The 26,597-nt window shown below is 42.9% G+C and carries 24 protein-coding genes and 1 pseudogene; 17 read left to right on the top strand and 8 right to left on the bottom strand.

Going from position 1 to position 26,597, the window contains the following annotated elements; translation table 11 throughout:
• Nucleotides 1-1,345: 1,345 nt before the first annotated feature.
• Nucleotides 1,346-1,492: a hypothetical protein gene (locus CXF72_RS19220; RefSeq protein ID WP_157823173.1), complete on the bottom strand. Its 147-nt coding sequence runs from the start codon at nucleotides 1,490-1,492 to the stop codon at nucleotides 1,346-1,348.
• A gap of 342 nt (nucleotides 1,493-1,834) precedes the next feature.
• Between CXF72_RS19220 and CXF72_RS02090 the strand changes: the two genes are divergently transcribed.
• From CXF72_RS02090 to CXF72_RS02060, 7 genes are all read left to right on the top strand, one after another.
• Nucleotides 1,835-2,767 carry a MotA/TolQ/ExbB proton channel family protein gene (locus tag CXF72_RS02090; protein ID WP_198552475.1) on the top strand — a complete coding sequence of 311 codons (933 nt, stop codon included), beginning with the start codon at nucleotides 1,835-1,837 and terminating at the stop codon, nucleotides 2,765-2,767.
• Nucleotides 2,757-3,152: an ExbD/TolR family protein gene (locus tag CXF72_RS02085; protein WP_101036513.1), complete on the top strand. Its 396-nt coding sequence runs from the start codon at nucleotides 2,757-2,759 to the stop codon at nucleotides 3,150-3,152. Before CXF72_RS02090 ends, CXF72_RS02085 begins: the two co-directional genes overlap by 11 nt.
• A complete protein-coding gene (locus CXF72_RS02080) occupies nucleotides 3,152-3,577 on the top strand; it encodes an ExbD/TolR family protein (RefSeq protein ID WP_101036511.1) in 426 nt (141 codons plus the stop codon). The genes CXF72_RS02085 and CXF72_RS02080 overlap by 1 nt, the downstream gene beginning before the upstream one ends.
• The gene (locus CXF72_RS02075; protein WP_101036509.1) at nucleotides 3,574-4,470 is read left to right on the top strand and encodes an energy transducer TonB; all 897 of its coding nucleotides are present in this window, start codon (nucleotides 3,574-3,576) and stop codon (nucleotides 4,468-4,470) included. Before CXF72_RS02080 ends, CXF72_RS02075 begins: the two co-directional genes overlap by 4 nt.
• A gap of 34 nt (nucleotides 4,471-4,504) precedes the next feature.
• Nucleotides 4,505-6,730: a TonB-dependent receptor gene (locus tag CXF72_RS02070; RefSeq protein WP_101036507.1), complete on the top strand. Its 2,226-nt coding sequence runs from the start codon at nucleotides 4,505-4,507 to the stop codon at nucleotides 6,728-6,730.
• Nucleotides 6,731-6,855: 125 nt separating this feature from the next.
• Complete coding sequence (locus CXF72_RS02065; protein ID WP_101036505.1) at nucleotides 6,856-7,539, top strand: Fe2+-dependent dioxygenase; 684 nt, start codon at nucleotides 6,856-6,858, stop codon at nucleotides 7,537-7,539.
• 9 nt (nucleotides 7,540-7,548) lie between these two features.
• On the top strand, nucleotides 7,549-8,664 hold the full coding sequence (locus tag CXF72_RS02060; RefSeq protein WP_101036502.1) for an alpha-hydroxy acid oxidase: 1,116 nt from the start codon (nucleotides 7,549-7,551) through the stop codon (nucleotides 8,662-8,664).
• Between the two features lie 164 nt (nucleotides 8,665-8,828).
• On the opposite strand, the gene hflX is transcribed toward CXF72_RS02060, so the two are convergent.
• Nucleotides 8,829-10,160, bottom strand: a complete 1,332-nt coding sequence (gene hflX / locus CXF72_RS02055) for a GTPase HflX (RefSeq protein WP_101036500.1) — start codon at nucleotides 10,158-10,160, stop codon at nucleotides 8,829-8,831.
• Between the two features lie 247 nt (nucleotides 10,161-10,407).
• Here hflX and CXF72_RS02050 point away from each other — a divergent pair, with 247 nt between their 5' ends.
• Nucleotides 10,408-10,665, top strand: a complete 258-nt coding sequence (locus CXF72_RS02050) for a DUF2999 domain-containing protein (RefSeq protein ID WP_101036498.1) — start codon at nucleotides 10,408-10,410, stop codon at nucleotides 10,663-10,665.
• A 124-nt stretch (nucleotides 10,666-10,789) separates the two neighbouring features.
• Here CXF72_RS02050 and CXF72_RS19965 read toward each other — a convergent pair whose 3' ends face one another.
• From CXF72_RS19965 to CXF72_RS02040, 3 genes are all read right to left on the bottom strand, one after another.
• Nucleotides 10,790-10,915, bottom strand: coding sequence for a hypothetical protein (locus CXF72_RS19965; protein WP_269801139.1), 126 nt, complete (start codon nucleotides 10,913-10,915; stop codon nucleotides 10,790-10,792).
• Nucleotides 10,916-11,079: 164 nt separating this feature from the next.
• A complete protein-coding gene (locus tag CXF72_RS02045; protein WP_101036495.1) occupies nucleotides 11,080-11,982 on the bottom strand; it encodes a cation diffusion facilitator family transporter in 903 nt (300 codons plus the stop codon).
• A gap of 310 nt (nucleotides 11,983-12,292) precedes the next feature.
• Nucleotides 12,293-12,946 (bottom strand): Qnr family pentapeptide repeat protein, encoded by a 654-nt coding sequence (locus CXF72_RS02040; RefSeq protein ID WP_101036494.1) that lies wholly within the window; start codon nucleotides 12,944-12,946, stop codon nucleotides 12,293-12,295.
• Nucleotides 12,947-13,477: 531 nt separating this feature from the next.
• On the opposite strand from CXF72_RS02040, the gene CXF72_RS02035 reads away from it, so the two are divergent.
• The 3 genes from CXF72_RS02035 to CXF72_RS02025 all read left to right on the top strand — a co-directional run bounded on the left by CXF72_RS02035 (nucleotide 13,478) and on the right by CXF72_RS02025 (nucleotide 15,967).
• Nucleotides 13,478-13,735, top strand: a complete 258-nt coding sequence (locus CXF72_RS02035; protein ID WP_101036492.1) for a hypothetical protein — start codon at nucleotides 13,478-13,480, stop codon at nucleotides 13,733-13,735.
• 98 nt (nucleotides 13,736-13,833) lie between these two features.
• Nucleotides 13,834-15,339 carry an ATP-binding protein gene (locus CXF72_RS02030; RefSeq protein ID WP_157823172.1) on the top strand — a complete coding sequence of 502 codons (1,506 nt, stop codon included), beginning with the start codon at nucleotides 13,834-13,836 and terminating at the stop codon, nucleotides 15,337-15,339.
• Nucleotides 15,329-15,967: an HNH endonuclease gene (locus tag CXF72_RS02025; RefSeq protein WP_198552474.1), complete on the top strand. Its 639-nt coding sequence runs from the start codon at nucleotides 15,329-15,331 to the stop codon at nucleotides 15,965-15,967. The genes CXF72_RS02030 and CXF72_RS02025 overlap by 11 nt, the downstream gene beginning before the upstream one ends.
• A gap of 257 nt (nucleotides 15,968-16,224) precedes the next feature.
• On the opposite strand, the gene CXF72_RS02020 is transcribed toward CXF72_RS02025, so the two are convergent.
• On the bottom strand, nucleotides 16,225-16,899 hold the full coding sequence (locus CXF72_RS02020) for a glutathione S-transferase family protein (protein ID WP_101036489.1): 675 nt from the start codon (nucleotides 16,897-16,899) through the stop codon (nucleotides 16,225-16,227).
• Nucleotides 16,900-17,087: 188 nt separating this feature from the next.
• Nucleotides 17,088-17,582 (bottom strand): annotated as a pseudogene (locus CXF72_RS02015) (ISAs1 family transposase); the annotation flags it as partial.
• Between the two features lie 579 nt (nucleotides 17,583-18,161).
• Here CXF72_RS02015 and CXF72_RS02005 point away from each other — a divergent pair.
• From CXF72_RS02005 to CXF72_RS01980, 6 genes are all read left to right on the top strand, one after another.
• Complete coding sequence (locus tag CXF72_RS02005) at nucleotides 18,162-19,433, top strand: ABC transporter substrate-binding protein (RefSeq protein WP_101036485.1); 1,272 nt, start codon at nucleotides 18,162-18,164, stop codon at nucleotides 19,431-19,433.
• Between the two features lie 112 nt (nucleotides 19,434-19,545).
• Entirely contained in the window at nucleotides 19,546-20,514 is a 969-nt protein-coding gene (locus CXF72_RS02000) for a carbohydrate ABC transporter permease (protein ID WP_101036483.1), read from the top strand.
• Nucleotides 20,511-21,356 (top strand): carbohydrate ABC transporter permease, encoded by an 846-nt coding sequence (locus CXF72_RS01995; protein WP_101036481.1) that lies wholly within the window; start codon nucleotides 20,511-20,513, stop codon nucleotides 21,354-21,356. The genes CXF72_RS02000 and CXF72_RS01995 overlap by 4 nt, the downstream gene beginning before the upstream one ends.
• A 78-nt stretch (nucleotides 21,357-21,434) precedes the next feature.
• The gene (locus CXF72_RS01990) at nucleotides 21,435-22,580 is read left to right on the top strand and encodes an ABC transporter ATP-binding protein (RefSeq protein WP_101036479.1); all 1,146 of its coding nucleotides are present in this window, start codon (nucleotides 21,435-21,437) and stop codon (nucleotides 22,578-22,580) included.
• Nucleotides 22,581-22,684: 104 nt separating this feature from the next.
• Nucleotides 22,685-23,269 (top strand): PTS transporter subunit EIIB, encoded by a 585-nt coding sequence (locus CXF72_RS01985; protein WP_101036477.1) that lies wholly within the window; start codon nucleotides 22,685-22,687, stop codon nucleotides 23,267-23,269.
• A gap of 258 nt (nucleotides 23,270-23,527) precedes the next feature.
• Nucleotides 23,528-24,451, top strand: coding sequence for a LysR family transcriptional regulator (locus CXF72_RS01980; protein ID WP_101036475.1), 924 nt, complete (start codon nucleotides 23,528-23,530; stop codon nucleotides 24,449-24,451).
• 161 nt (nucleotides 24,452-24,612) lie between these two features.
• Here CXF72_RS01980 and CXF72_RS01975 read toward each other — a convergent pair whose 3' ends face one another.
• Complete coding sequence (locus CXF72_RS01975) at nucleotides 24,613-26,310, bottom strand: glycoside hydrolase family 13 protein (RefSeq protein WP_101036473.1); 1,698 nt, start codon at nucleotides 26,308-26,310, stop codon at nucleotides 24,613-24,615.
• Between the last annotated feature and the right edge of the window lie 287 nt (nucleotides 26,311-26,597).

The raw sequence follows: 26,597 nt of genomic DNA, 5'->3' as shown, positions 1-26,597 counted from the left end.
ATAAATCCCCATCCTTCGAAAGAAGGGTGGGGATTTTTTCGTTTAAGCGCTTGTGGCGATGACCAACTCGAACATGGGGAAGGTAGACAGTATGTCGAAGACATTTCCTTTCATGTGATAGTAGGGGCGAATTTTTCGGAAGCAAAGTGTCATGAGCGGGCTAAGCTCTGCGTGCCCTGGATAATTTTTCGGAAGCCAAGGTTCACGAGCGGACGAGCTCTGCGAGTCCTGTTCCATCGCCCGCGTTTTGCACAAGCTATGCCATTAAATCTCAGCTCGTAGGGTGCATTCTATGCACCGCGAACAGATAAAATAGATGCGCGAAGCGCATCCTACGGGTTGCAATCAAGGTCTTGATCCCATTCATTTTTAGTATTCATATATGCAGACTAGCGTGAATATTTTATCCGTAGGGTGCATTCTATGCACCGCGAACAGAGAAAATAGATGCTGAAGCACATCCTACGGGTTGCAATCAAGGTCTTGATCCCATTCATTTTTAATATTCATATATGCAGCTGAGCGTGAATATTTTATCCGTAGGGTGCATTCTATGCACCGCAAAAAGCAAAAAGCAATAATCGATGCTGAAGCACATCCTACGCAACGTATTGATCCCATTCATTTTAGTATTTATAAATGCAGACGAGCGTGAATATTTTTATCGGTAGGGTGCATTCTATGCACCGCGAACAGAGAAAATAGATGCGCGTCTTGATCCCATTCATTTTTAATATTCATATATGCAGCCGAGCGTGAATATTTTTATCGGTAGGGTGCATTCTATGCACCGCGAACAGAGAAAATAGATGCGCGTCTTGATCCCATTCATTTTTAATATTCATATATGCAGCCGAGCGTGAATATTTTTATCCGTAGGGTGCATTCTATGCACCGCGAACAGATAAAATAGATGCGCGAAGCGCATCCTACGGGTTGCAATCAACGTTTGGATCCCATTCATTTTTAGTATTCATATATGCAGACTAGCGTGAATATTTTATCCGCAGGGTGCATTCTATGCACCGCAAAAAGCGATAATCGGTGCTGAAGCGCATCCTACGGGTTGCAATCAAGGTCTTGATCCCATTCATTTTTAATATTCATATATGCAGCTGAGCGTGAATATTTTATCCGTAGGGTGCATTCTATGCACCAGAAAAAGCGATAATCGATGCTGAAGCGCATCCTACGGGTTGCAATCAACGTCTTGATCCCATTCATTTTTAGTATTTATAAATGTAGCCTCGCGTGGAATTTTTTGTGTGAATTATCCGAGCGCTAAGGCCTAGCACTTTTGCACGAGCGGGCCACAATATATGATTTCTGACTAAATAAAACACTGTTAAAGTATTCTGCTTTTATTGATCATTACAATATATTCAGGCTGCCAGCCTTTGCTGAAATTAACTCGCTGATCTAGAAAGTAGCGGGTAATTTTTTTCGTTAAATAATTTTTATCATTGCCATCCTCAGTAAATTTTTCAGCCATTCAGTACTCATCTAAAACTAAGAGAAATTTATTTAACTTAATAAATAACTTATCTCACGCTCTAAACTTGATTTAAATTTTTATAACTTGCTGAATATTATCTATTTTTATGTTTTTACTCATCAAGCTAAAGCACCTGCACAAATATCTTTACCACACTCAGAATGATACAAATGATAATCATTTGCGTTTGCGAATGATTTCCATTATCATCTGCGTTGTTTTCTATCCGAGTATTAATCACCAGGATGTTTCTGTTATGCATAGGACTTTTCTGCTCTTCCGCATGGTTAAGATAGAAACATTTTTGTTTACATTTGATTTATTTATGGAGGTTAAATTTTGTCTAGCGCAGTTATATCGAGTGAATCTACCAAGGTTTTTTCAGAGAGTCGTGTTGAAAAAGCGACTATTAATAATATTTCTGATTCTCCGGCGGGCGTGGAGCAAACACTCTCCGAAGGTTCCGATTCGGTCGATTTACAATCCCTCGTTGAGCAAAGCAATGCTGCAACGACTGACACACTCTCCACATTAAACTCTGCGGATGGACTGCAAGGGGTAGACAGCAGCGCAACTGCGCTTGGTAATATTGATGGCATGCTTTTGGATGTGCTTGATCCGCTCCTTAATTTACTTGAAATAGGCGGGCCGATTGTGTGGATCCTATGGGTGTTTTTCATCCTAGCCTTAAGCATCGTGCTTATTAAGTTATGGCAGTTTTTTCCACTGCAGGCTGAAAATACTAAGGATGTCGAGTTGGCGCTTAATTACTGGCGGAAGGGGCAGTTAAGCAAAGCACAAAGCAGTTTGAAGACCCATCGTCCGGTGTCGATGCTGGTCCAAAATGCGATGGCAGGGATGCGCGAGGATCAGTCATTAACGCTGTTAAAGCAAGCGTTAACTTGCCAGGCGACGGATAAAATTAACCAGTTTCGCATGCTGCTGCGTCCCCTTGAGGTGATTGCCAACCTCAGCCCTTTGCTGGGATTGATGGGCACTGTGCTGGGCATGATAAGTGCGTTTCAGAAAATGGAAGCCGCGGGTAATCAGGTCGATCCTGCCATATTATCGGGCGGGATCTGGCAAGCCCTGCTCACCACTGCGGTGGGTCTTGCGGTCGCTATCCCTGCTGTTGCAGCCTATAACTGGTTGGACAGAAAAGTTGAGCGGATAAGCAATAGCATGAACAGTCATGTTACCCGAGTGTTTACGCAGCAACCCGCAGAAATACTCAGTATCAATCAATATCAAGAGATGCAGAATGCTGCTTGATCTTTCACCTCCAAAACGCAAACAAGCGATTAGCCTGACACCCCTTATTGATGTGGTCTTTATTCTGCTGCTGTTTTTTATGCTGTCATCGAGTTTTGCCAAGTGGCAGGCTATTCAATTACCTGCCAGCACAGCATCACAGCAAGCGTCCAATGAGCTTGTTCGAGTGATATTGCACCGTGATGGTAATGAATTTAGCGTCAATGCTAAGCGCTATAAAGTGACCAACTTAAACGCCCTGACTGAGTTGATTGCAAAGAATCCTCAGACTGTTTTTGCACTGCAAGTTGAAAAGCAGGTAAGCACGCAGGCATTAATTACGCTGCTGGATAATTTTAAAAAAAGTGGTGCCAGAAATGTCTCGTTTGCGGGAGTCATACGCTGATGTTAATACTCGAAACGCCTAAGCGGACACCCGTGAGTGATGAAAATATGATCCCGCTGATCAATGTGGTGTTCCTATTACTTATTTTTTTTATGGTGGCAGGGCAAATTCAGCACTCGGATCCACAGAAAATTGATCCGCCTGATTCTATTAGTGAGCAAATTTTGCAGAAACAAAATATTGCCAAGTTGCTGGTCACAGAAACCAGCATCTTATATCTCGATGGGAAATTCATCGCAGCGCAAGATCTTAGCGAACAATTGCGACTGATGGTGACACAAGCGGGCGATTCAAAAAGCTTCACCGTGCAGGTAAAAGTAGATGCGCAGCTTGATGTTGCGCAACTGCAAACCACACTGCGCAGTATTAAAGCTGCCGGATTGCTGCGTATCTCTTTGATCACACAAAAAATGAAGGATCAATGACCACTATGATTTCAGCTCGCCATTACTGTACTGCGATCCTTGGCGCAGTGCTTATTCATTTTGCTGGATTATTTCTGCTTGGTTATTCAGTCACCGGTGGCGCCATGGACAAGGGCGAGCAGGGTATTGAAGTTGATCTGGGTATGCTCGGTGATTTGGGCAGTGCAGTAGACACACAGCAAAGCGCCGCTATTGAGACGCCGCCAATTGATAAGCTTGAAAAAGCTGAGCCAGCCATCACCGCCCTGCCCATTGTGCAAAAGCTTGAAAAGAAGGTTACAAAAGAGATAGCAGCGCCCGTTGAACTCAAGCAAACCGCTGATATTTTTGTTAAAAAGGATCCGGTTAAAAAAGCACCTGTTAAAAAAGATCCGGTTAAAAAAGTCGAGCAAATTGAGAAAGAAGTGCCTGAATCAGCTGAGCCTGCGGACATAAAAAAATCCCCAAACAATATGGTGAAAAAAGAAGAAACAATCAAACCTTTACAAGCGCCCGTCAGTAAAAGCGCAGAGGCCATAAAGACAGGGGAAAAAAATCAAGACAGCGCGCTGAAAATGTCGACGGGCAGTGCCGATGCGCTGACCTCGGGGGGCCTCAAAGGTTATAACAAAAGCTACCACGCGCTGATTGCCGCTACGTTGGCGAAGTACAAACGTTATCCAAACTATGCCCGTGAAAATGCGCAGGAAGGCACAGTGTTACTCAGTTTTACTGTGTTGCGCAGTGGTTTAGTGAAAGACATCAACATCAAAAAAAGTGCCGGTTATCGCCAATTAGACCGAGCAGTTCGCAAGATGCTTCAGCAAGCATCGCCATTCCCGTCATTTCCTGCGCAGCACAGCGGCCAGGAAATTATTATAAGTATTCCAATTGTTTTCAAACTCAATCAATAGTCACTGAAAAAATGGGTAAAAAAAGGAAGTTATTATGTCTGCAGTCAGGATCACTCATCATCACAGTGAGCATATTAGTAAAAGCACAGCCAAAAAAAGTAATGGGTTTATTAGCGGCTCATTAGCACTGGCTATTTCAACGGCTTTAATTGCCGACGTGGGTGCTGAAGAGATTAATCTTGATGCCTTGATGGTCGAGGGGACGCACACCGCTGCAGATGATAATCCCTATGCACAGTCGGGCGTACCCTATAAAGCCAAAAAACTTTCCAACAGTAAACGCAGTCGCGATATTGCAGACACACCGGCGACGGTGACTGTGCTCACTAAAGAGGCTATTGCGGATTCAGGAAAAACTGAATTAAAAGATATTCTCAGTGCTCAGCCGGGGATCACCCTTGGCACCGGTGAGGGTGGTAATTCTTTTGGTGATCGTTACGTTATTCGTGGTTACGAGGCGCGCAGTGATGTGTTCACCGATGGCCTGCGTGAACCGGGTCTTATCTCGCGTGATACTTTTGCCATTGAGCAGTTGGAAATAAGTAAAGGACCCAACTCGACCTTTGCCGGTCGAGGCTCGACGGGCGGTGCGGTTAACAGTGTGACCAAAAAGGCGAGTTTGGAGGACGATTTTGTTAATCTGTCTGCCGGGCTGGGAACTGATAATTACCAGCGTTATACGCTTGATGGCAATAAAATAGTTAATCAGGATCTGGCCGTGCGCCTTAACGTGCTTTACGCAGAGAAAGATGTGCCGGATCGCGGGCCTGCGGGTGAGCAGCGTATGGGGCTTTTGTTTTCAACGGTTTACCAGCCAAGCTATGACTTAAAAATAGCGGCGGATTATTATCATTACCAATCCGATGATACACCCGATGTGGGGACTTATCTGGTTGATGGCAAGCCCAATGCCAATCAAGATTATCCGGGCAATCAAGCCTTGGATTTCCTGCGCTCTCAAGCTGATACTCTGACGCTCACCGTAGAACAAAAACTCAACGACAGGGTGCACCTGGAAAATAAAATCCGTTTTGGCAAAACCACTAATGAATATATTATGACCACCAAACGCGCTAATGGTAAGGATCGCACCTTTGCCGGCTGGCAGGATAATCAATATCTGGGCAATCAAACCAACTTAATTATTGATCAGGAGATTGCAGGGCGCCGTCATACTATTATTACCGGTGTGGAGCTTTCACAGGAAAAAGTACAAGGCGCGACCACCGCTTTTGCGCAGTACCGTAACGGGGGGGCTTACGAGATTGATTTTGACAATAATACCGCGACTAAGCTTGGCAAAGCGACGGATTATAAGCTCAATACGGTTTCTGCATACCTCATGGATACTATTACTATTAATGAGGATTGGGAGCTATTTGCCGGATTACGCTACGATTATTTCCAATACGATTTATGGCTCGCTGCATCAAGCGGTCGGGGAGGCGATGTGCCCGAAGCAAACTATGCATTTTCAGATGGTTTGTTTAATGGTCATGTTGGTGTGGTGTACTCGCCCTGGCAGCACGGTAATATTTATACCAACTGGAGCACTTCTGCCAATATTAATGGCGGCGAAGCCGACTCTGCGGGTAACTGCGGTTACGGCGGTATTTGTACCGACGATCAGGGTAACTACCAGAGCGCTGAACCCGAGAGAAGTATTAATCTTGAGTTGGGGACTAAATGGAACTTAATGAACGAACGGCTGCTGCTGAGCACTGCGCTTTTCCAAATTACCAAAGATAATGTGATTGAAGGCGGCAATGATTCATACCAAACGGGAGGCAGTCTTAATACCGGTAAGAACCGGGTTGAGGGAATTGAATTTGGCGCGTCGGGCAATCTAACCCCTAAACTCAGTGCCCAGTTTGCGATGGCCTTAATGGATTCAGAAACACTAAAATCCTTTGATCCCGATAATGTCGGTAAACCTAAAGCGAACTTTGCCAAACAAAGTGCAAACTTGCAGCTGCGTTATCAGGCATTGCCAAAACTTGCCGTGGGCGGTAATGCCACTTACTCCAGTGAAATTTACGGCGGTCAGCCCGATGCCGCAGCATCGGATAATATTCGTCTCGACGGACATACTATTTATGATCTGTTTGCCAGTTATCAGGTCAGTGAAAAACTTGAACTGCGCGGCAATATTCAGAACCTCACGGATCAGGACTATTACACCGCCGTGTACCGCGGGGGAGATATTGTTTATATCGGTGATGCGAGATCGGCAAATTTGACGCTTAACTATCAATTTTAAGTGCATTAATTTTAAGCGCAGATTGTTTAATAAATACGGGTGCCGCAGGGCAGCCGTATTTTAGTTTGACTTGTTGAATAGAAATAGTTTGATAATAATAACGTGTTATAAAAAAGAGGTAAAAAATGATCATCCCGATTCCAGCTGTCCTTAGTAAAGATCAGGTAACACAGTTCCGTCGCCATCTTGATCAGGCTAATTGGCAAGATGGCAGCTTGACTGCAGGCGCACAAGCACTCAGCCAAAAACAAAATCGGCAGCTTAATGTTGATTCAATACTCGCGCAACAATTAGGTGACAAGGTTCTCAGTGCATTGGCCCGACATTCGATGTTTGTCTCCGCCGCGCTGCCCCTGAAAATATTACCGCCCATGTTTAATCGCTACGATAGCGGTGATCATTATGGTTTTCATGTTGATAACGCCATTCGTATTGTACCGGGCAGCAGCATTCGCCTGCGCAGCGATCTTTCCGCAACACTTTTTCTCAGTGAGCCAAATGAGTATCAAGGGGGAGAGCTGGAAATTGAAGATAGCTACGGTAGGCATCAGGTTAAACTTGCAGCAGGCGATCTGATCCTTTATTCATCAACCAGCCTGCATCGGGTTCGCGCGGTTGAGCAGGGTCAACGTACCTCCGCTTTTTTTTGGCTGCAAAGCATGATCCGTGACCATGAGCAGCGGGAAATACTGTTTGACCTTGATCAAAGTATCCAATCGCTCACTCAATTACATGATAATCAACATTCGGATGTTGTTCGCCTGAGCAGCAGCTACCATAAATTAATTCGCCAACTGGCAGATACCTAGAGTGATACTATGACTCCTCATATAAGCGCAGCACGTGCAAGCATCCCCCCGAATCTGGTCAGTGTCAGCGACTACGCCGAAGTCGCCAAACAATATATCAGTCACCCTATTTATGAATATATTGCCGGAGGTGGAGCAGACCAATTAACCCTTTGCCGAAATCGTCATGCCCTTGATAAAATTCAGCTATTACCAAAAATGCTGAGGGATTGCACAAAGGGGAGCAGCGCACTGCGCTTTATGGGCGAGTCATTACGTCACCCTGTTATTCTAGCGCCGGTGGCATTTCACCAGCTGGTTCACCCGCAGGGAGAAATGGCCACGGCGCAGGCCGCCAGCAGCCTGGAAACAACCATGGTAGTGAGCACACTGGCCAGCCATAAACTTGAAGATATTGCGCAAAATCTCGATTCAGGTAAATGGTTTCAACTGTATTTTCAGCAATCCCGCGAATTTACCCTGAGTCTGGTAAAACGTGCGCAAGCGGCCGGCTACAGCAAAATAATGGTCACCGTGGATGCCAGTCTACATGGTATTCGCAACCGTGCGCAACGCGCTGGTTTTGTATTACCCGAAGGTATTGAAGCAGTTAATTTGCGTGACCGGCCGCCGCTACCTCAAAAAACACTTGCACCGCAGCAGAGTATTATCTTTCAAGGCATGATGACCGAAGCTCCGACCTGGCAGGATATTGCCTGGCTGCAACAAAATACCTCTCTCGATATTATTATAAAAGGCATTATGCACCCGGCGGATGCCCTTAAAGCACAGCAAATGGGCATTGCCGGTATTGTGGTGTCCAATCATGGCGGACGCGCCCTAGATTCAATTCCCTCGGCTATCGAGCTGTTACCGAAAATTCGACAAGCACTGGGCCCCGATTACCCTATTATTGTCGATGGTGCGATTGAGCGTGGTACCGATATTTATAAGGCACTTGCTCTGGGCGCCGATACCGTAATGGTCGGCAGACCGCAGCTTTATGCGCTGGCGGTGGCAGGGGCTTTGGGTGTTGCACATATGCTGCGGGTACTTAGAGAAGAACTGGAAGTTACTATGGCAATGATGGGTACACCAACCATTGACGATATAACCCAAGACACGCTTTACCAAAGTGATTATTAAAGTGATAAATATTAACGGGGTAAATGTTAAGGGGTAAATGTTTGTGGCATAACATGAATGATTTTTATCACCCTAAAATAACGGGTCTTTTGACCCGTATTTTGACTTTAGTTCATTATACCCCAACCACCTGATTTAGCAGGTGGTTGGGGTATAACCAAGTATTAAAAAGAGCTTTGCAGCATTTTATGCAGTCGCTCCAAAGCAACCGGGGTTGCTTTTAGGGTTATACGCATACCATCTTCATGGTATTGCTCATCTGTCACCTGCATCTTGCTGTGAATTTCGCCCATGACGCCACTGGCAGTGTAGGGGATATTAAAACAGGCGGGGCACATTTTCTTTTCCAGAAAATCTTGAATTTCCCGGTGCACCAGGGTGACATCATCTTTGTTACGCGCACTGATTTGCAGCGCATCGGGGTATTGCTCGAGCAGCGCTAATTGCCGCTCTTCACTGATACAATCGACCTTATTAAGCAATAATAGTTTGTTTCTTGAATCGACATTCAATTCCGCTAATACATGATCAACAACGGCTAATTGAGCGGTGAAGTTTTCATCGGAAGCATCGACCACGTAAAGCAATAAATCTGCATCTTTTGCTTCTTCTAAGGTTGAATGAAATGAAGCCACTAAATCATGGGGCAGCTTTTTGATAAAACCTACTGTGTCGGAGATTAAAATTCGCGGCTGTGTCGGCGGCTGCAGGGTACGCACCGTCGTATCTAAGGTGGCAAATAATTTATCTTCAACTAACACTTCCGAGTCGGTCAGGGCGCGCATTAAAGATGATTTTCCGGCATTGGTATAACCCACTAATGCGACACACAATTGCTCCACACGACTACTGCGTCTGCCCTGCATCTCTTCCTGTAGTTTTTTCAATTCACGTTTTAGATCAGCTATTTTATCGCGAATACGACGGCTGTTAATTTCAAAGGCACTTTCACCTATCCAACTGCCTTTTTGGCGTTCGCGATCGCCACTGTTTTCATCACGTAATCTCGGCGTTAAATAATTAAGTCGCGCTATTTCTACCTGCAGCTTAGCGGTACGGGTACGTGCATGTTTACTAAATATTTCGATAATCACGCGGGTACGATCGTAAACCTCTACCCCTAAGGCTGCTTCAACATGGCGTATTTGATTGGGACTCAGTTCGCAATCAAATACCGCCACATTTGCCTGTTCTTGAATGTCACCTGCGGCTATTAATGCGCTTAATTCATCCTGATCAAAGTCTAACTGCGATTCATCTTCAGACTCACTGGTTAATGCGGCTAATTCTTCCAGTTTTCCAGAGCCCAATACTGACAGCTGTTTGGTCGATCTTTGTCGTTGGGTTTTAGTCGCCACCACAGAAAAGCCTAAGGTGCTCACTAAACGGCCTAATTCAGATAATGATTCCTCCACTTCTGGTAGGCTGACATCAGGTGTGCGAATAGAAATTAATAGGGCGCGGGTGACAGATTTTTCTGTTGTTGGAATCGTCATATTGCTGCTCATTGCTTAAAGTAATATAAGGTGCATTCTACGCATTTGTGCTGAGCTTATATACCCATTTTATCGTGGGCTAATAAAGCCGGGTATTTTAATAAAAACAGACACTGTTTTAGGACTATTCGGACATTTTAATAACCTTTTCTGACTGCCGGGAAGCAAATTATAATGGCAGGATATGATCGCAATCAGGGTGAGAATAAGGTAAATTGTGGTGCATCCCTATTAAAGAGAAATGCTAATGAACCCAATTATCCAAACCCTAAAAGATCATAATGTAACTGATCAAAAAATCAGCGAACTATTTGAAGCGTTAACCCAAAATCCGTTATCTGCAATGACTATTATTCAAAGCTTAGGTATTCCTCAAGATAAATTACAACCGCTGATGATGATGGTGATGACCAATCCGGATTTGATCAAACAGGCCGTTGAAGAGTTAAATTTAGATTTTTCAAAAGTAGAAGCGGCAAAAGAGAGACTGCAAGAAAGCAAATAAGCGCTTTTAAAAACTAAAAAACCTTAACCCTATGTTGAGGTTTTTTTAAGTTGAATTTATTTAAAGAGCATAAGTTAAAAGATATATCCTGCCTGCTGCAACCTTTCAAGATAGCAATTAAAATTCAGTATTCATTTTCATCTAAATTAGCCGTCATATCTTGAGTCAGGTGAAGATCATCATGTGCAGGGTGAAAACGCTGTCCTGGGTCTGTCTGAGTGGTGCGTGCGTCGCTGCATAAATCCGGCATTAACCCGCTTATCTGCCTGCACCGTGCTGGTGGTTATCCCCATTTTCTGGCGAGTTCTTTGATGCGCATTGCACCTTGGCTGCCCAATACTTGAATGGTGTAGGTGTGTGCAAGTGAAAAGTGTTGGTTTCTTACCACGGCTAAAAATATAATGGGCTGGTTATTTAATGTCTCTCTGTGCAGTGGTTTACCTCAATTGTCAGGTGATCAATTTTATTAAATTTATCCAGTAATTGCTTGTAATGATCAACCGGTTTTGGATCATGAGTCACTAAAGAAATCATTGCAGCGTAGTGATCTGCACTGACTTTCCAAATATGGATATCACTGACTTTATTGTCACCCTGCATTTCCAGGGTAGTGATTATTTTCTGTTGATATTGCGGTTCAATGCTTGCGTCCAATAAGATAGGACCGGTTTGTTTGATCAGGCCAATGGCCCATCGGGTAATGATCACAGAACCCACAATACCCATTAAAGCATCAACCCAGTTCAAGCCCCAATATTTTCCGGCAAGCAGCGCAAAGATTGCCAGCAGTGACGTCAATGCATCGGCTAAAACATGAAAATAGGCGGCTTTCAGGTTGTGATCCTGATGACCATTATGCTGATGATCGTCTTTTAGTAAAAACACACTGAGAATATTAACCGACAGGCCAATCACGGCAACCAGAATCGCTTCATTAAATTGAATTTCCTGCGGTGACATTAAACGATGAACAGATTCACCGAGCATGATCACAGCCACCAAACCAAGGGCTATCGCACTGCTAAATCCGCCCAGCACACTGGCTTTGCCGGTACCGAAAGTAAAGGATTCGTTATTGGCATGCTTGCGGGCATATTGATAGGCAAAAATGGTGATCATAAACGCAACTGCGTGCGTGCCCATATGCCAGCCATCTGCCAGTAACGCCATTGAGCCGTAAATTGTGCCGGCAATAATCTCTATGACCATAGTAATGACCGTGAGAATAAGCACATAATAGGCACGCCGTTCACTTTTACGGTTATGGCTGGTGAAATCATGGCGTTGCTGCCATTTCTGGATGCTGTGATTACGCATTAGGCTTACCTGCTTGCTTTGATAATCAAACAAAATATATATCATATAGTTTGATAGTCAATGTAAATGACCGTTGGCATTATATTCATACTCAAATCACCTGGAAATAAATATCTAGAATATTGCTCAAAGCAGCCCGTAGGGTGCGCTTCGCGCACCGATTTCCTGCGGTGCATAAAATGCACCTGCCTATAATATAATAGCAAACGCATTAATCCGCCCGTAGGGGGCGCTCCGCGCACCGATTACCGCGGTCTCTGCTTGCGGTGCGCACCCTACTAATAACTAACCCGTAGCGTGCACCGCTGCTTTAACTCGGTAAAACAACAATGCCCAGTGATTCTAATAATTGTTCCTGCTGCCAGTCGCAGATTTTCACCCCGTTTAAGTTCACACGGCGCGGATCCAAACCGTATAATTCACTGTTGGTTAAATCACAATACTGCATATCAAACTGCTGCCAGCTATCGGCTGAAAATTCGCCCCGGCTTAAGTCAGAGCCTTTAAAAGAAGCCCCTTGTAAATTAGCGCCATTCCAGCGATTTTCGAATAAATCACATTTTTCAATGCATTGCCCTTCGAAGTTGCTGTAAGACAAATTGCAGCCAGTAATATAAACACAGCAAAAATAACTTTGCCGTGAGATCTGATTTACAAAGCTGGTTTTTAAGAAACTGGCTCCCTGCAAGTCACATTCTCTAAACTCCGCACCAAAACCATTGGCACCTTGAAAGTTAGCCATGCCGAGCTTGCACTGTTTAAAACTGGCATCACGCAAATCAGCATAATTAAATTGGCAGCCGATACTGTCTCCCGCTTCAATAAACTGACAATTGATAAATTTTGCGTCCCTTAAATCTGCACGGCTAAAATTACAATGATAAAAATGACAGTTTTCAAATATTGACTCCTGCAGCGATTGCTGCGAAAAATCATGCTCACGAAAGGTTTGCTTGTGGCTCATGGTTTTCTCCAAATTGATTATTAGCCAAATATAACACTGCAAAACAGCAAAGATCCAATTTATTAACTCCTTTAAAATCAAAGTCTTAAAGCCCCCTTAAATCACGATTTTAAGGTGCTAAAGAGACATCCTCAGGGACTTTAGGTGAACATAATCAACCTATGGCCCTAGAAAAAACTTCAATCATTTAACGGGCGAAGGGGTTTTATTGTTATAGAGCGATTTATCAATCTAATAACAGCCGAAAGGGCGCTTGAAAGTTTTTACTTTTGATGGGAAATTTACCTGCCGATTGATAAGCAACAGTTAGGTTCCAAGTTTCCAGTGCAAATATGGAATTCTTCAGATTTTATAGATGATCTATATTTGTTAATTTAATCTAACTGTTTGATAAAATAGAGATGAATATGTACTCTGGCAAAAACAACAATAAAATAATTTTTTGATGGGTCACTTTCTTGAGAAAGCAAGTAATTAGCCCTTTCATAAGTACTAATTATAATTGCTTATTTACTTGGAGAGGAGTTTGTAATGCCTATTTGTCTAAATGCTCATCGCAATGATCCAAAGTTTAATTTATTACCAATAGATCAAGGCGGCCATGGACGTCACCGTTGTTGCGGCTGTGCCTATGATGCTGGCTTTAAAGCCGGTATCGTTCGTAGTGAAAATTTGATACTTGATCTAGATTCGTTACCTGAAAGTCAAGCTGGTGTGGTTAGACATAAAAGTCCTCATGCTGCATTTGCCCAAGGCTACTATGATGGTGTTGCATCATATTACGACTAATAAATTCAGAGATATCCATATTTTGAATAGTTAAAAACCATGACGATCTGATCTAAATGTTTGGGTGCTTTAATTTTTCTAAATACAAAGGTTTATGTATGTCATTTTATATACTTAATAGCATCATGGGTAATATAAATTACCCTCTATCGCTCGCCCATAAGAATAAAAACAACACTTATACAGTGTTAATAGGGAAAAATGGATCAGGTAAAAGCAACCTTCTTAGCTTTATTGCTAATTTTTTTTATAGAGATAATTCAAGTTTTTACGAACGCCCCGATTTGTGGGAGATAGGCGCTGACCTTAGCGAGTTAGATAAATATTATAGAAAAAATTCAATACGGTATAACTTAAAAGGTCACGAGGTAAACGCTGGTGAAATAGGTAAAGAATTAGCTGGTATATACTGTGCAAAGCCATTTCCTAAAGTTCATTCTGCAGTGTTTCCAAAAAGAGTGATTTGTGTATCAACAAGCCCATTCGATCGATTTCCAATAAAAGATATTAGCCATGCGAATTTTTTTAAAGACCCCCATAATAAAAAACATCAGATTTATTCATATATTGGATTAAAAAGAATGGATAAAACAATTCATGTTAATTCTTTGATAAATAGCATTGTTCAGTCATTATTTACTAAAGCTGATGCAGTAGGAAAAAATCTTATTGTAATGGAAAAAACTCTTGAATATTTGGGCTATGGTCGAAGAATTAGAGTTTCTTTTTCATCAAAATTTACCAAGGATAAAGTGAATTTTTACGGAATTGATAAATTAATAAACGAACACTTAGTTAAGTTAATTGAATTAAATACTGATGAATCGAATGATTTAGATAAATTAGTTGATTTAAAACGCAGTGAAGTATTAAAAGCTTTTATTAATTTATACGGGGATTCAAATAAGAGCGTATATAAAAGGTTGAGTGTCGATTTACACCTAGGGAAAGTATCTTCCCCATTGGAAAAAATAAAAATAAATTCAATAGAGTTGTTATTAAACTTGGAAGTTTTAAAAGTTCATTCACTTAATTTATCTCATAAATCAGATAATCGTAAATTCATTGATTTTAAAAAAGCGAGCTCTGGAGAGCAATGTATAGCTTTGATTTTGCTTGGTATCTCTGGAAAAATAAAAAATAATTCATTAATCTGCATTGATGAACCGGAAATTAGTTTACATCCAGAGTGGCAAAGTTCTTTTATGTCATTGTTAATAAAAACATTCGAAAATTACGATGGTTGCCATTTTATAATCGCGACTCATTCTCCTCAAATAGTTTCAGAACTTCACGGAGAAAACTCTTATATTTTGAGTATGGATGAAAATAAACTATTTTCAGCAAGAGATTATTTATTACGTTCTGCAGATTATCAGTTAGCGACACTCTTTGATTCACCTGGTTTCCGTAACGAATTTCTAAATAGAAAGGTAGTCAGTTTGCTTTCTTATTTATCTAAAAATGGTAATTTAGGAAAGGAACAAAAAGTTGAGGCTGACCAACTTTTTCATCTTTTACCAAAAATAAATACAGAGGATCCTGTAAGAATATTAATCGAGTTACTCAATGAAACTTTAGAGATAATTAATAATGATCATTAATGCTGTTAATTATTCGGAAGACGAATTAATTCAAATTACCAGCAAAAAAGAAGAGGTTGAGTTTTCAGCAAAAAGCTGGTCTGATTCATGTCTTAATAATTTAAAAGTTATTATTAAAAATCATTATGTTGCAGAACAGAATACAACTTGCCCTTATTGCAAGAGAGATCTACAAACTACTCATGGTCGGGCTTGGGATATAGAGCATATTATCCCACGCTCTATAGCTAAAAATTTCATGTTCGAACCGCTTAATCTATGTATGGCTTGCATTGATTGTAATGGAGCCAAGTCAAATAAGAAGGTAACGAATAGTACTGCGCGGCATCGTTACCCCGCACATAGTAATTCTTTTTTATTTGTTCACCCTCATTTTGATAATTATAATGATAATATTTTGGTTATTAGACCAGGTTTTTTGTATGTCGCAAAAACAGATAAAGGAAATCAAACCATTAATATATGTGGATTAAATAGATTTTATAGCTCTGCTGGTTTTGGTGCTGATGCTGATACTGATGAGCGAATTTTTTTACTAGCACAAAGTTTATTAAATACTGATAACCCAAGGATTAAGAAAAGCATTAGATCACAGCTCATTGAGCTTAGCATTAAAGCATCGATGTAGAAAAAGAATAGGTATTAAAAGTAGACTTGTGTTGAATCCAAACATAGAGACTTTAGCTTTAAGCGTTCTGTCCAACTGTTATTTTATGATTGTGTAGTGTCGGGTACCTTTTGCATCACTTTATTATGTCCTCTGCCGTGTAAAGCAATCAGTACCCTTGGTTGCCACAGTGGCATTCGGGTTTTGCTCTTTTAGGGAAAAAAACAAAACCCGATGGATTTATTAAGAATCGAAAGTCATGACTGTCTCAAATATCCTCAGGCCTTGGGAGCCGGCTGCTGTGCTTTTATATAGGCCATGAAATTGGGCATATTTGCTACGCGATCGGCTTCCACCGTTTGCGCAATAGCGGATTCGCTCATTAAAGCTGTCCACGCTTTCATGCCCGGTATCTCGGCGAGAATGTCCCGATTGAGCTGACTGGCGCTAAACGTATTTACTATGGTATTGACGTAATAAACATAGATATCAGCGAGGGTCATTTTATCGCCCGCAATCCAGGGTGAAAACTTGCACAAAAGCTGCATAGCGCCAACGCCACGATTTAAGACTTTGCTTACTTCAGTCTGAATCTCCTTGGGGGCTGTCTTGCCTGAAAATGCGTAGGGAATAAGTCGTCGGCTGGGCAGCTCTAAATAAAGCTCCGCTATTTTCATGATTTGCCGTATAGCTGCGCGTTCGCCGGGATCAGCAGGGTAGAGCGGCTTTGCGGGATAAGACTCTTCGATAAAATCGCAAATGACGCTAGATTCAGATAAATGCCGGCCATCGGCAGTTGTTATTGCCGGCACTTTCCCCACCGGGCTTATTGAAAGCCAGTCGTCGCCTCCGCTGTAAGTCAGGCTCTCCTGAAAGGGCAGCTCTTTGTATAACAAGAGATGTTTAACCAGATTGTAATAGTTACTGGCGGCAAATCCGTGCAAAGTAATCATATCTCTGTTTTCCTATTATGAGGGGTAAAGCTTTGTAAATAACATAATAGAGGGTAGCGCACGACAAGAACTTGTTCTACCGCTTATTTTTCTGCCAGTAAGTTTCATCGGCCACTAAATAAGGACCCACACTTTTTTGATGGTTCACCCGTTGTGTTGGCCGTACATTTTTATGTGGTGACTATCCATATTGCAGTAAAGTTTTTGTACATAGCCGAAATGGTATTGCTCAACTCAGAAAAAATGATGGGCTGTCCAGCCTTTTCTAAAACTAATTGATACTGGTAACTCCAAGCACTAACGGTATGTAGTGTGTTTTTACGATCTTTCGTCGAAAATGACCGCCGAGCGGTCTTCCTATTGATAGCGATAACATCACTCCCAGTAGTTTCAAGGAGGGATGATACCCATGATTGAAAAGCAGTTTCTATTTCTCGTGCTTTTAAGCGACAGATAACATGGGCAATCGTATCGTGTTTAGGGATACCAGCTTCAAAAGGTCAATATTGACGAAGCGAATCTAGTTTTAAATGTCCGAAATCTTCAATACTCTCCTAACCCTGAGCAGCTGATAGTACGGCGCTTATAGTAAGAAGGAGAAGATCTAAAAGGTTATGTTTTTTACAGCGCTCAATCCTAGGATCAGTAATAGAATAAAAGTGTTTTAAAAAAGTAGTGCTCATACCAAGTACCGAAAATTAAATTATGTACTGATCTGATCCTCACTTTGCTAAAAAGTTCAATTCACAGCGAGTTTTGTAATGCGCTATTCCTAAAAAACGACGATTTATGCGAGAGGATGTTAAGTATTTTATTCTACCTATAAAAAGAAAACACCAAATTTTTCCACGTTCAGTATTTTATATGCCATCAATATATCCATTAAGATATAAGCCTAGAATTGCTTAACCGAACGGCATTGAACGGTACGGTTGGGCTTGGCCAGAATAACGCTCATAATCCAGCGGAGCCCTTATCTTACAGTCAGTATTGTTGAGTTGGCTCTGTGCTGAGTGCGGTTTGATTCACGTTTTTGTAAATAATAATTTAAAGCTATTAACGCAGTATAGCGAATCAGGATCACGTTTATGGTCGGTATATGCATTTTTTCTATGGTACCGCTTAAAAATAGCATTTTATCTACTCCTACACGGGCCTTATTATGCTTAGCATCGAATGGGTGCACACGCATATAATGTCTCCCCTTAGCGACGAAAGGCAGGTGCACACTGCCTTCTAATCTATTATAACAAGAGGTCAGCATGAACAAATATAGCACTGGATTACTAACGGCTGTGTTAGCCGGTACCTTCAACCTGGCTCAGGCCGACACCATAAAAATGGAATGCGCCGGTTTTACTGGTATAAATAAAGACTACTGCGCATATATTAAACAGCGCTTTGAGTCCGAAACGCCACATAAAGTAAATTTTATCGAACTCCCGCAGGCTTCCAACGAAAAACTTGGGATATTCCAGCAGGTCTTTGCAGCTAAGGATGGGGATGCGGTTGATCTGTTTCAAGCCGATACCGTGTGGATAGGACTATTGGACAAACACTTGATGGATTTAACCGAGCACGTTAAGGATATGGAAGCCGACTTCTTTGCGTCAGCCTGGCAGAATAATGTGGTGGATGGGCGTGTCAAAGCGGTGCCGGCCTTCTTAGATTCGGGTATGCTTTATTACCGCAAGGATCTACTGGTTAAATATGATGAGCAGCCTCCTGAAACCTGGGAAGATCTAACCCGTATCGCTAATAAAATTCAACTAGCCGAGCGTAATACTGGTAAAGAAGGGTTCTGGGGAATGGTATTCCAAGGCAAGGCCTATGAGGGGTTGACCTGTGACGCACTGGAGTGGATTTCTTCCTACAATGGCGGCAGCATCGTTGAGCCAAACGGTGATATTTCCATCAACAACCCGCAAGCTGCAAAAGCACTCAATATGGCTGCTAATTGGGTGGGTACCATCTCACCCAAAGGTGTAATGGGTTATATGGAAGAAGAATCTCGCGCCGTGTTTCAAAACGGTGATGCTCTGTTTATGCGCAACTGGCCTTATGCTTACCTGTTAGCCCAAGGCGAGAAAAGTCCGGTTAAAGGTAAAGTGGGGGTCATGCCCATTCCCAAAGGTGGTGCTGATGGTAAACATGCAGCAACGCTTGGCGGCTGGCAGTGGGCGATCAGTGATTATTCAAATAACAAAGCAGCAGCAGTCCTGATGCTGAAAATTGTGACAGATGCAGACTCCCAGAAGAAATTATTCTTTATGGGGGGGAACTCGCCATCCCGCATTGCTCTCTATGACGATCCGGATATTTTAGCCTCCGCACCTCACTTACCGGCATTTAAGGCCGTCTTTGCGAATGCGATACCGCGCCCAGCTAGTGCAACTAAGAGACAGTACAACCGGGTTTCCAACGCAGTCTTAAATGCTACATATAATGTACTTAGTGGTGTAACTACAGGAGAAAAAGCGGTTGCAGACTTAGAGCATCGCCTGAAACGCATCAAGGGTCGTCAGTGGAAATAATCTAACATAATACAGGAGTACGGATATTTTCACCGCCCGAGGGGTCACGGACCCCTACATTACATGATGACGATCGCTTAGCTGCGATCCAACATCACTGGAGCTTATTTAAATGACAACTAAAATTTTATCCTTAAATACGTCGCTTGTTAGACCGCAGCGCAATAAGCGTAGCTTACAGCAACGCCGTGCCCGTGCTGCCTGGTTACTGGTATTTCCTGCGTTATTTTTACTGGCTGGTGTGGCTGGCTGGCCATTGTTACGCACAATATTCTACAGCTTCACCGATGCCGCTCTGGATACCCCTGAAGTGTACAACTTTGTCGGTTTCGATAACTATTTGTCCTTTTTTGACGGGGAGGCTTATGGCGTATTGGGTGATCCGCTATGGTGGAAATCAGTGCGTAACACCCTTTGGTTTTCCAGCTGGTCAGTCTCAATAGAATTAATATTAGGTATGCTGGTCGCGCTTTTAATGAACCAGAAATTCCGTGGGCAAGGCCTTCTGCGAGCAGCCGTGCTAGTGCCTTGGGCCATTCCCACCATTGTTACTGCCAAAATGTGGGGATGGATGTTCCATGACCAATATGGAGTGGTTAACGATCTGTTGTTGCGTATTGGTATTATCGATGGTCCGCTAGCGTGGATTGCTTCGCCTACGCTGTCCATGTGGGCTGTAGTCTTTGCCGATGTATGGAAGACCATTCCATTTATGGCGCTCATGCTGCTGGCTGCGCTACAGACTGTTCCCGCGGATCTATATGAAGCTGCTCGAGTGGATGGAGCGACCGCTTGGCAACGCTTTACTCGCATTACGCTGCCATTGATCATGCCGGCAATGATTGTCGCACTTATCTTCCGAACAATGGATGCCCTGCGAGTATTTGATCTTATCTATGTACTTACTTCTAATAGCGAGGCAACTGTGTCTGTCTCCGGCTACGCCCGAGATCAAATGGTGGCCTACCAGGAAATGGGATCTGGCTCTGCCGCCTCGGTGCTGGTATTTATGATGGTCGCAGGTATCGCCGCGAGCTTCCTGTATGCAGGCAGTCTTTACAACAAGGAGAAACAAGTATGAAATTAACTCGTCGTCAACGTTACCTAAGATCTAAGAGTTTCCTATATCTTGCAGTAGTCGTGACTGCCACATTTTGTGTATTTCCATTCTATAATGCCATCCTGACCTCACTGCGCAGTGGTCAGGATCTATTTTTACCTAACTATTTGCCGACCACTTTCGTATGGAAGAACTATATCAATGCATTGATGGTCAATGGCATTGCCCGTAGCCTGCTCAATTCAATGATAGTTGCTACTGTAACTGTTGGAGGCTGCCTGTTAGTGTCCATCACCGCCTCATTTGCGCTGGCCCGGATCAAATTTCGCGGTCGCCAAGGACTGCTGTTCACTATTTTGTGTGTCTCCATGTTCCCGCAGGTGGCAGTACTTTCAGGGATGTTTGAGCTAGTACGTTTTCTTGGGCTGTATGACTCACTGGGATCCCTGATCCTCTCCTATACCACCTTTTCTCTACCATTCACCGTCTGGGTATTAACTACTTTTATGAAGAGTTTGCCGGTAGAACTGGAAGAAGCGGCCATTGTTGATGGGGCAGGGCTGTGGGTTATCATCAGTAAAATATTTGCGCCCATTATGGCACCGGCGCTGGTTACCACTGGGTTATTAGCCTTTGTTGGTTCTTGGAATGAGTTTATGTTTGCACTGACCTTTACCATCTCCGGCGAAAATCGCACTGTGCCAGTAGCGATCGCCATGATGCAGGGGTCTTCCCAGTATGAATTACCCTGGGGTAACATTATGGCGGGCTCGGTGATTGTAACGCTGCCGATCATTATACTGGTTTTGATTTTCCAAAAACGTATCGTCAGCGGCATGACCGCGGGAGCAGTCAAGGGATGAACACTTTGATGTTCCCTTGCTCGAACATCTATTTTTATAACGTCCAGAGGACGCCCAATTGCATTAAGGAAGTTAAAGATGGCTCAACTGAAACTAGAAAAACTGAACAAAACCTATGATAAGCAGACCGAAGTTATCCCATCGCTCGACCTGTTGGTAAATAAGGGCGAATTTGTGGTGATCGTTGGCCCCTCGGGCTGCGGAAAATCAACGCTACTGCGAATGATCGCGGGGCTAGAAGATATCACAAACGGTAATATGTATATTAATGGTATCTATTCTAACGACGACACACCTTCTGAGAGAGGCATCGGCATGGTGTTTCAATCCTATGCACTGTATCCACATATGAGCGTATATGAAAATATCGCCTTTGCGATGCGTCTAGCCAAACTGCCTGCCAAGGAGATCGATAGACGAGTCAATGAAGCCGCACGCACGCTGCAACTGGAACCTCTGCTGCAGCGTCGACCGAAAGATATGTCCGGTGGCCAACGGCAGAGGGTGGCGATTGGTCGCGCCATCGCACGCGAACCAAAATTATTTCTTTTTGACGAGCCGTTGTCTAACCTCGATGCCTCGCTGCGGGTGCAGATGCGTATGGAGATTGCGAATCTCCATAAACGATTGGGCTCAACCGTTATTTACGTAACCCACGATCAGGTTGAGGCGATGACTCTCGCAGATCGCATCGTCATACTCAATAAGGGCCGCGTGGAGCAAGTTGGGACACCTCTGGAACTATATGACCATCCTGGAAATGAATTTGTGGCGCAATTCATTGGTTCGCCTAAGATGAATCTTTTGCCTGCCACTTTGGTTAAGTCGGGAGAGAATACCAGCCAAGTGGTACTGGACAGCGGAAAAGAGCTGATCTTACCAATTCGCACGCCCAAATCAGCGGAAGGACAAAGCGTCAATCTGGGGATTCGGCCTGAACATATTCTGTGGGGGGAAAAGAACAGGGCACATTACCAAGCCTCTGTTATATTCGTGGAGCACATGGGCAACGAGACATACTTATATCTGGATAACGGCAATGCAAGTGAGCCATGGGTGGTACGCAATGCCGAGCGATCAGCAATTGTAGCGGGTGAAGCAGTAGGTGTCGATCTGCCGGCGGAACACTGCTATCTGTTTGATGGTACTGGTCAGGCTTTTCAGCGGTTGGTGACAGCTCAGGCATCGCCAGAGGCTCTTATCTCTAAAAAAATCGTAAACTAAACATTGCGCTAGCATATAGAGATGATGGGCTTAACCTGATATTTATTGATCTTATATTGTTAAATATGCCGGCCAGTCATGGCCGGTGACTAAGGAGAATTAGAATGGATAGGCAAGCTGCCGCGATGGACATCCTCGATGGGATTGGGAGTAAGCATAATGTGACCTCTTTGAGCTACTGCGCAACCCGGTTGCGCTTTATACTAAATGATTATAATCTGGTCAATGATACTAAGGTACGCCAAATAGAAAGTGTAAAAAATAGCTTTAACACTGGCGGCCAATATCAGATAGTTATCGGTAATGAAAACGTCAAAGCGGTACATGACATATTGATTGCTCTAGTGGCAGACGATTCGTCTTATCATTCGGCAAACGCTACCTTGGCTATCAGTATTCTGAGTGCTCTGGGAGGCTCAAGTAATATTATCTCGTTGGCATATTGCGCTACCCGTCTACGCTTTGAACTTAACAACTATGACAAGTTAGATGATGCTACGGTACTACAGATAAAAGCAGTCAACGCCAGTTTTATTACTCGTGGACAATATCAGATTGTACTTGAGCATGATCGGGTCAAAGGGATCTATGAGGAGATGGCCGCAAGGATCAAACAACCTATCTCTGTGGAGATACGGCAATATAGTCGACTCAAGCGAGTTGCTCATCACTTGTGGGGTAAAGAATAAATGCTAGGCAAAGGTGCGTGTGTTGCAGACTTCCAATACAGGCACTTCACTTTCTTCTCCCTAAGAGTAAACATCCTGATAAGATTTTTGTCTCGTCTCGATTGCCCACCTGTAAAACAGCTCGCACAGTGACCGATATCAATATAGTTATACATAAATCCTATCACAATAGCCTCTGCATAGAATTTATCTATTATCTACCATTTATAAATGATAATTTATCATCTATAAATTATCTATCATCTAATAAGAGTGGCCATGTTCAAATTAATGCTCCAATTTATTCAAGTAGCAAAGGCTCAGAATGTAACTCAAGCGGCAAATAATCTCTGTTTAAGTCAACCCACCTTAAGTCATAATATGAATAAATTAGAGGAAAAGCTTGAAACCAAGTTATTTAATCGAAACTCTAAAGGGATCCGGCTGACTCAAGGCGGTGAGTTGCTCTATGAACAAGCTAAAATGATGCAAAATTTGTATGAAAATACCCTCGTTAAGCTTGATAAAAATAAATTAAGACATAATACTGAACTTAAAATAGGCTGCGGTGACGCTTGGTGGCACCTGTTTATTCGGGACTGTGTGCAAGAATTCAGGGGTAATTATCCACACAGTAATATCTCTATTGATGTAGGTGACCATTTACACCTCATGAGTTTATTATTAAGCGGTGATATCAACCTCTTTGTCGGGCATGAAATATTGGGACTAGCACAATATGAAGATGTTCTTTTCCATCCTCTTTTTATCAACAGTGATAAAGTTTATGTCAGAAAAGGGCATCCCCTGCTGGAAAAAACCTGTAGCAATGAGGATCTTGCACGCTTCCCTTCAGTCGACTTAGCGGCACAAACTAACCGTTTCTCTCATTTACAACACCAAACCCCAGAAAGAAGCTCTCATCAAAAACGCCACTATCTGCAAGAAAAAGTGATATATCAAACTAATTCATTGTTAACGGCAATTGATTTGCTGCAAAATAGCGAGGCGATATTGGCCTACCCTGCTAGTATGAAAGATTATTTTGCAAACTTTGATCTTGTTGAACTAAAACTACAAGCATGCTTCAATAAAGCCTCCGTTGGTGTTTACCTTTATAAAGATAAAAACCAAGATAAACAGACTATCGCGCTGTTGGCGCAGTTTAAACAGATCATTGCAAGCAACCCAAATATAGCTTGAGCATTTGGGCGTGATGTTGATTTTTATGTGGCTTTATTAAGTTTTAGGGCAATCTTAGTGTTCATCGCTAAGATTGCCTTAAAACTGGTTTATCTACTTGATCATCCGCGTAACAACGCGCTTCACTCTCTGTAATGCCGGTGTCTGTCACGAGAACCCGCTCAGCAGCGGTAGATTCTAGCCTCAAAGGGACGTAATAGCAGACTATTTTCTGCTCCGTGCGCGGCCACAGAGTAATTACCCAACAACAGATGATCACTCTTAAGCCAACAGTCTGGATGCTTATATTGTGCAGACAATCCGGTCAAGTTACACATAATCAGCAACTGCTGCTCACCTAAAGTGCGCGTATAGGCGTAAATCTGCGAATCTTTTTCAAGCAATAAATCATAATCGCCATAAACCAATACCGGTTCGGCCTTACGCAGAGCAATCATCTTGCGATAAAAATTCAGAATAGATCCTTTGTCCAACTCTTGCTGCGCCACATTAATACGTTGATAGTTGGGATTCACCTTAAGCCAGGGTGTACTCGAACTAAAGCCTGCATTAACCGTGCTATCCCACTGCATAGGCGTGCGTGAATTATCCCGGCCGGTTTGCGCCAGCAGATGTAAAATCTCTTGCTCGGGCATTCCCTCCTCACTCAACTCTGCGTACTTATTTTTAGCACCAACACAATTAAAATCATCAATACTGTCAAACTGGGTATTGGTCATCCCAATCTCTTGCCCCTGATAGATAAACGGCGTGCCCTGCATCAGAAAATACATCGTTGCTAAAGAGGTCGCACTTTCAAACCAATACTGCTTTGTATTACCCCATTTAGAAACTATCCGTGGAATATCATGATTTTCCAGAAACAGTGCGTTCCAACCAACATTTTCTAATCCTTTCTGCCAGCGACTGAAGGTTTTTTTAAGTTTAACCACATTCAAATCCGCCTGAGGATCTTCCTCCCACAGCTTTAAGTGATCAAACTGAAAAATCATATTTAATCGCTGCTTATTCTCGCCTACCCAGTTTTCCGCTTGAGACACAGAGACACCGTTGGCTTCCCCAACCGTCATGATGTCGTAGTGTCTAAAAGTGTTATCACACAGTTCATCAAGGTAGTCGATAATACCATCCACATTCATCATTTTATCCCAGCAGGGTACATTTTTAAGTCCCTTCGGATTAGGCATATTCTTAAAGCCTGGCTCCTTTTTCATATGGCTAATGGCATCCACACGAAAACCGTCTATCCCCTTATTCAACCACCAGTTAATCATTTGATAGATAGCGACACGCACTTCTTTATTTTCCCAGTTAAGATCCGGCTGCTTTTTAGAGAACAGGTGCATATAATACTGTTCTGTTCCTTGATCGTACTCCCAGGCTGGCCCCTTAAAGATGCTTTCCCAGTTATTAGGCTCCTTACCTGATACACCATCACGCCAGATATACCAGTCCCGTTTAGGGCTATTCTTAGATGCTTTGGACTCGACAAACCAAGGATGCTCATCGGAAGTATGATTGACCACCAGATCCAAAATCAATCTCATCCCACGCGCATGCACAGCCGCTAACAAACGATCGAAATCGACCATGCTGCCAAATTCCTCCATAATTTCCTGATAGTCACTGATGTCATAACCATTATCATCATTAGGCGATTTGAACATAGGGCAGATCCAGATAACATCAATGCCAAGGTCTTTAAGATAATCGAGCCGCTCGATGATACCGTTCAGATCCCCAATACCATCACCATTGGAATCCATAAAACTGCGAGGATATATCTGGTAAGCGACGGCTTCTTTCCACCAGTTTTTTGTATAGTGGCTGTTTGTTACTGTCTTGTTTGTATTTAACATGGGTTATAATCCTATTATACCAATCCGCATAAATATCTGACCTGTCTTACTTGTTAAAATTAACGCTAGCTTCGTTGTTTTCAATCTCAATAGCCAGCTATTGCTCAATCAAACGTCTTGCTATCATTATTTTTTCCTTCGCAATTTTAGACCATTTACTTATGCGGATTGGTATTACTTAAACTGCGCAAAGAACAGATCCAGACTGATCCGTTATGTTCTTGCGCGGGCATACGCAGATAAGCGCGTCATAAAAATCGCCGTTGATAATGAAATACTTTTTGATC

Origin of the sequence: Psychromonas sp. MB-3u-54 (assembly GCF_002836415.1) — a bacterium.
Classification (GTDB): Bacteria; Pseudomonadota; Gammaproteobacteria; order Enterobacterales; family Psychromonadaceae; genus Psychromonas.
This window is presented reverse-complemented; position numbering and strand designations above follow the sequence as displayed.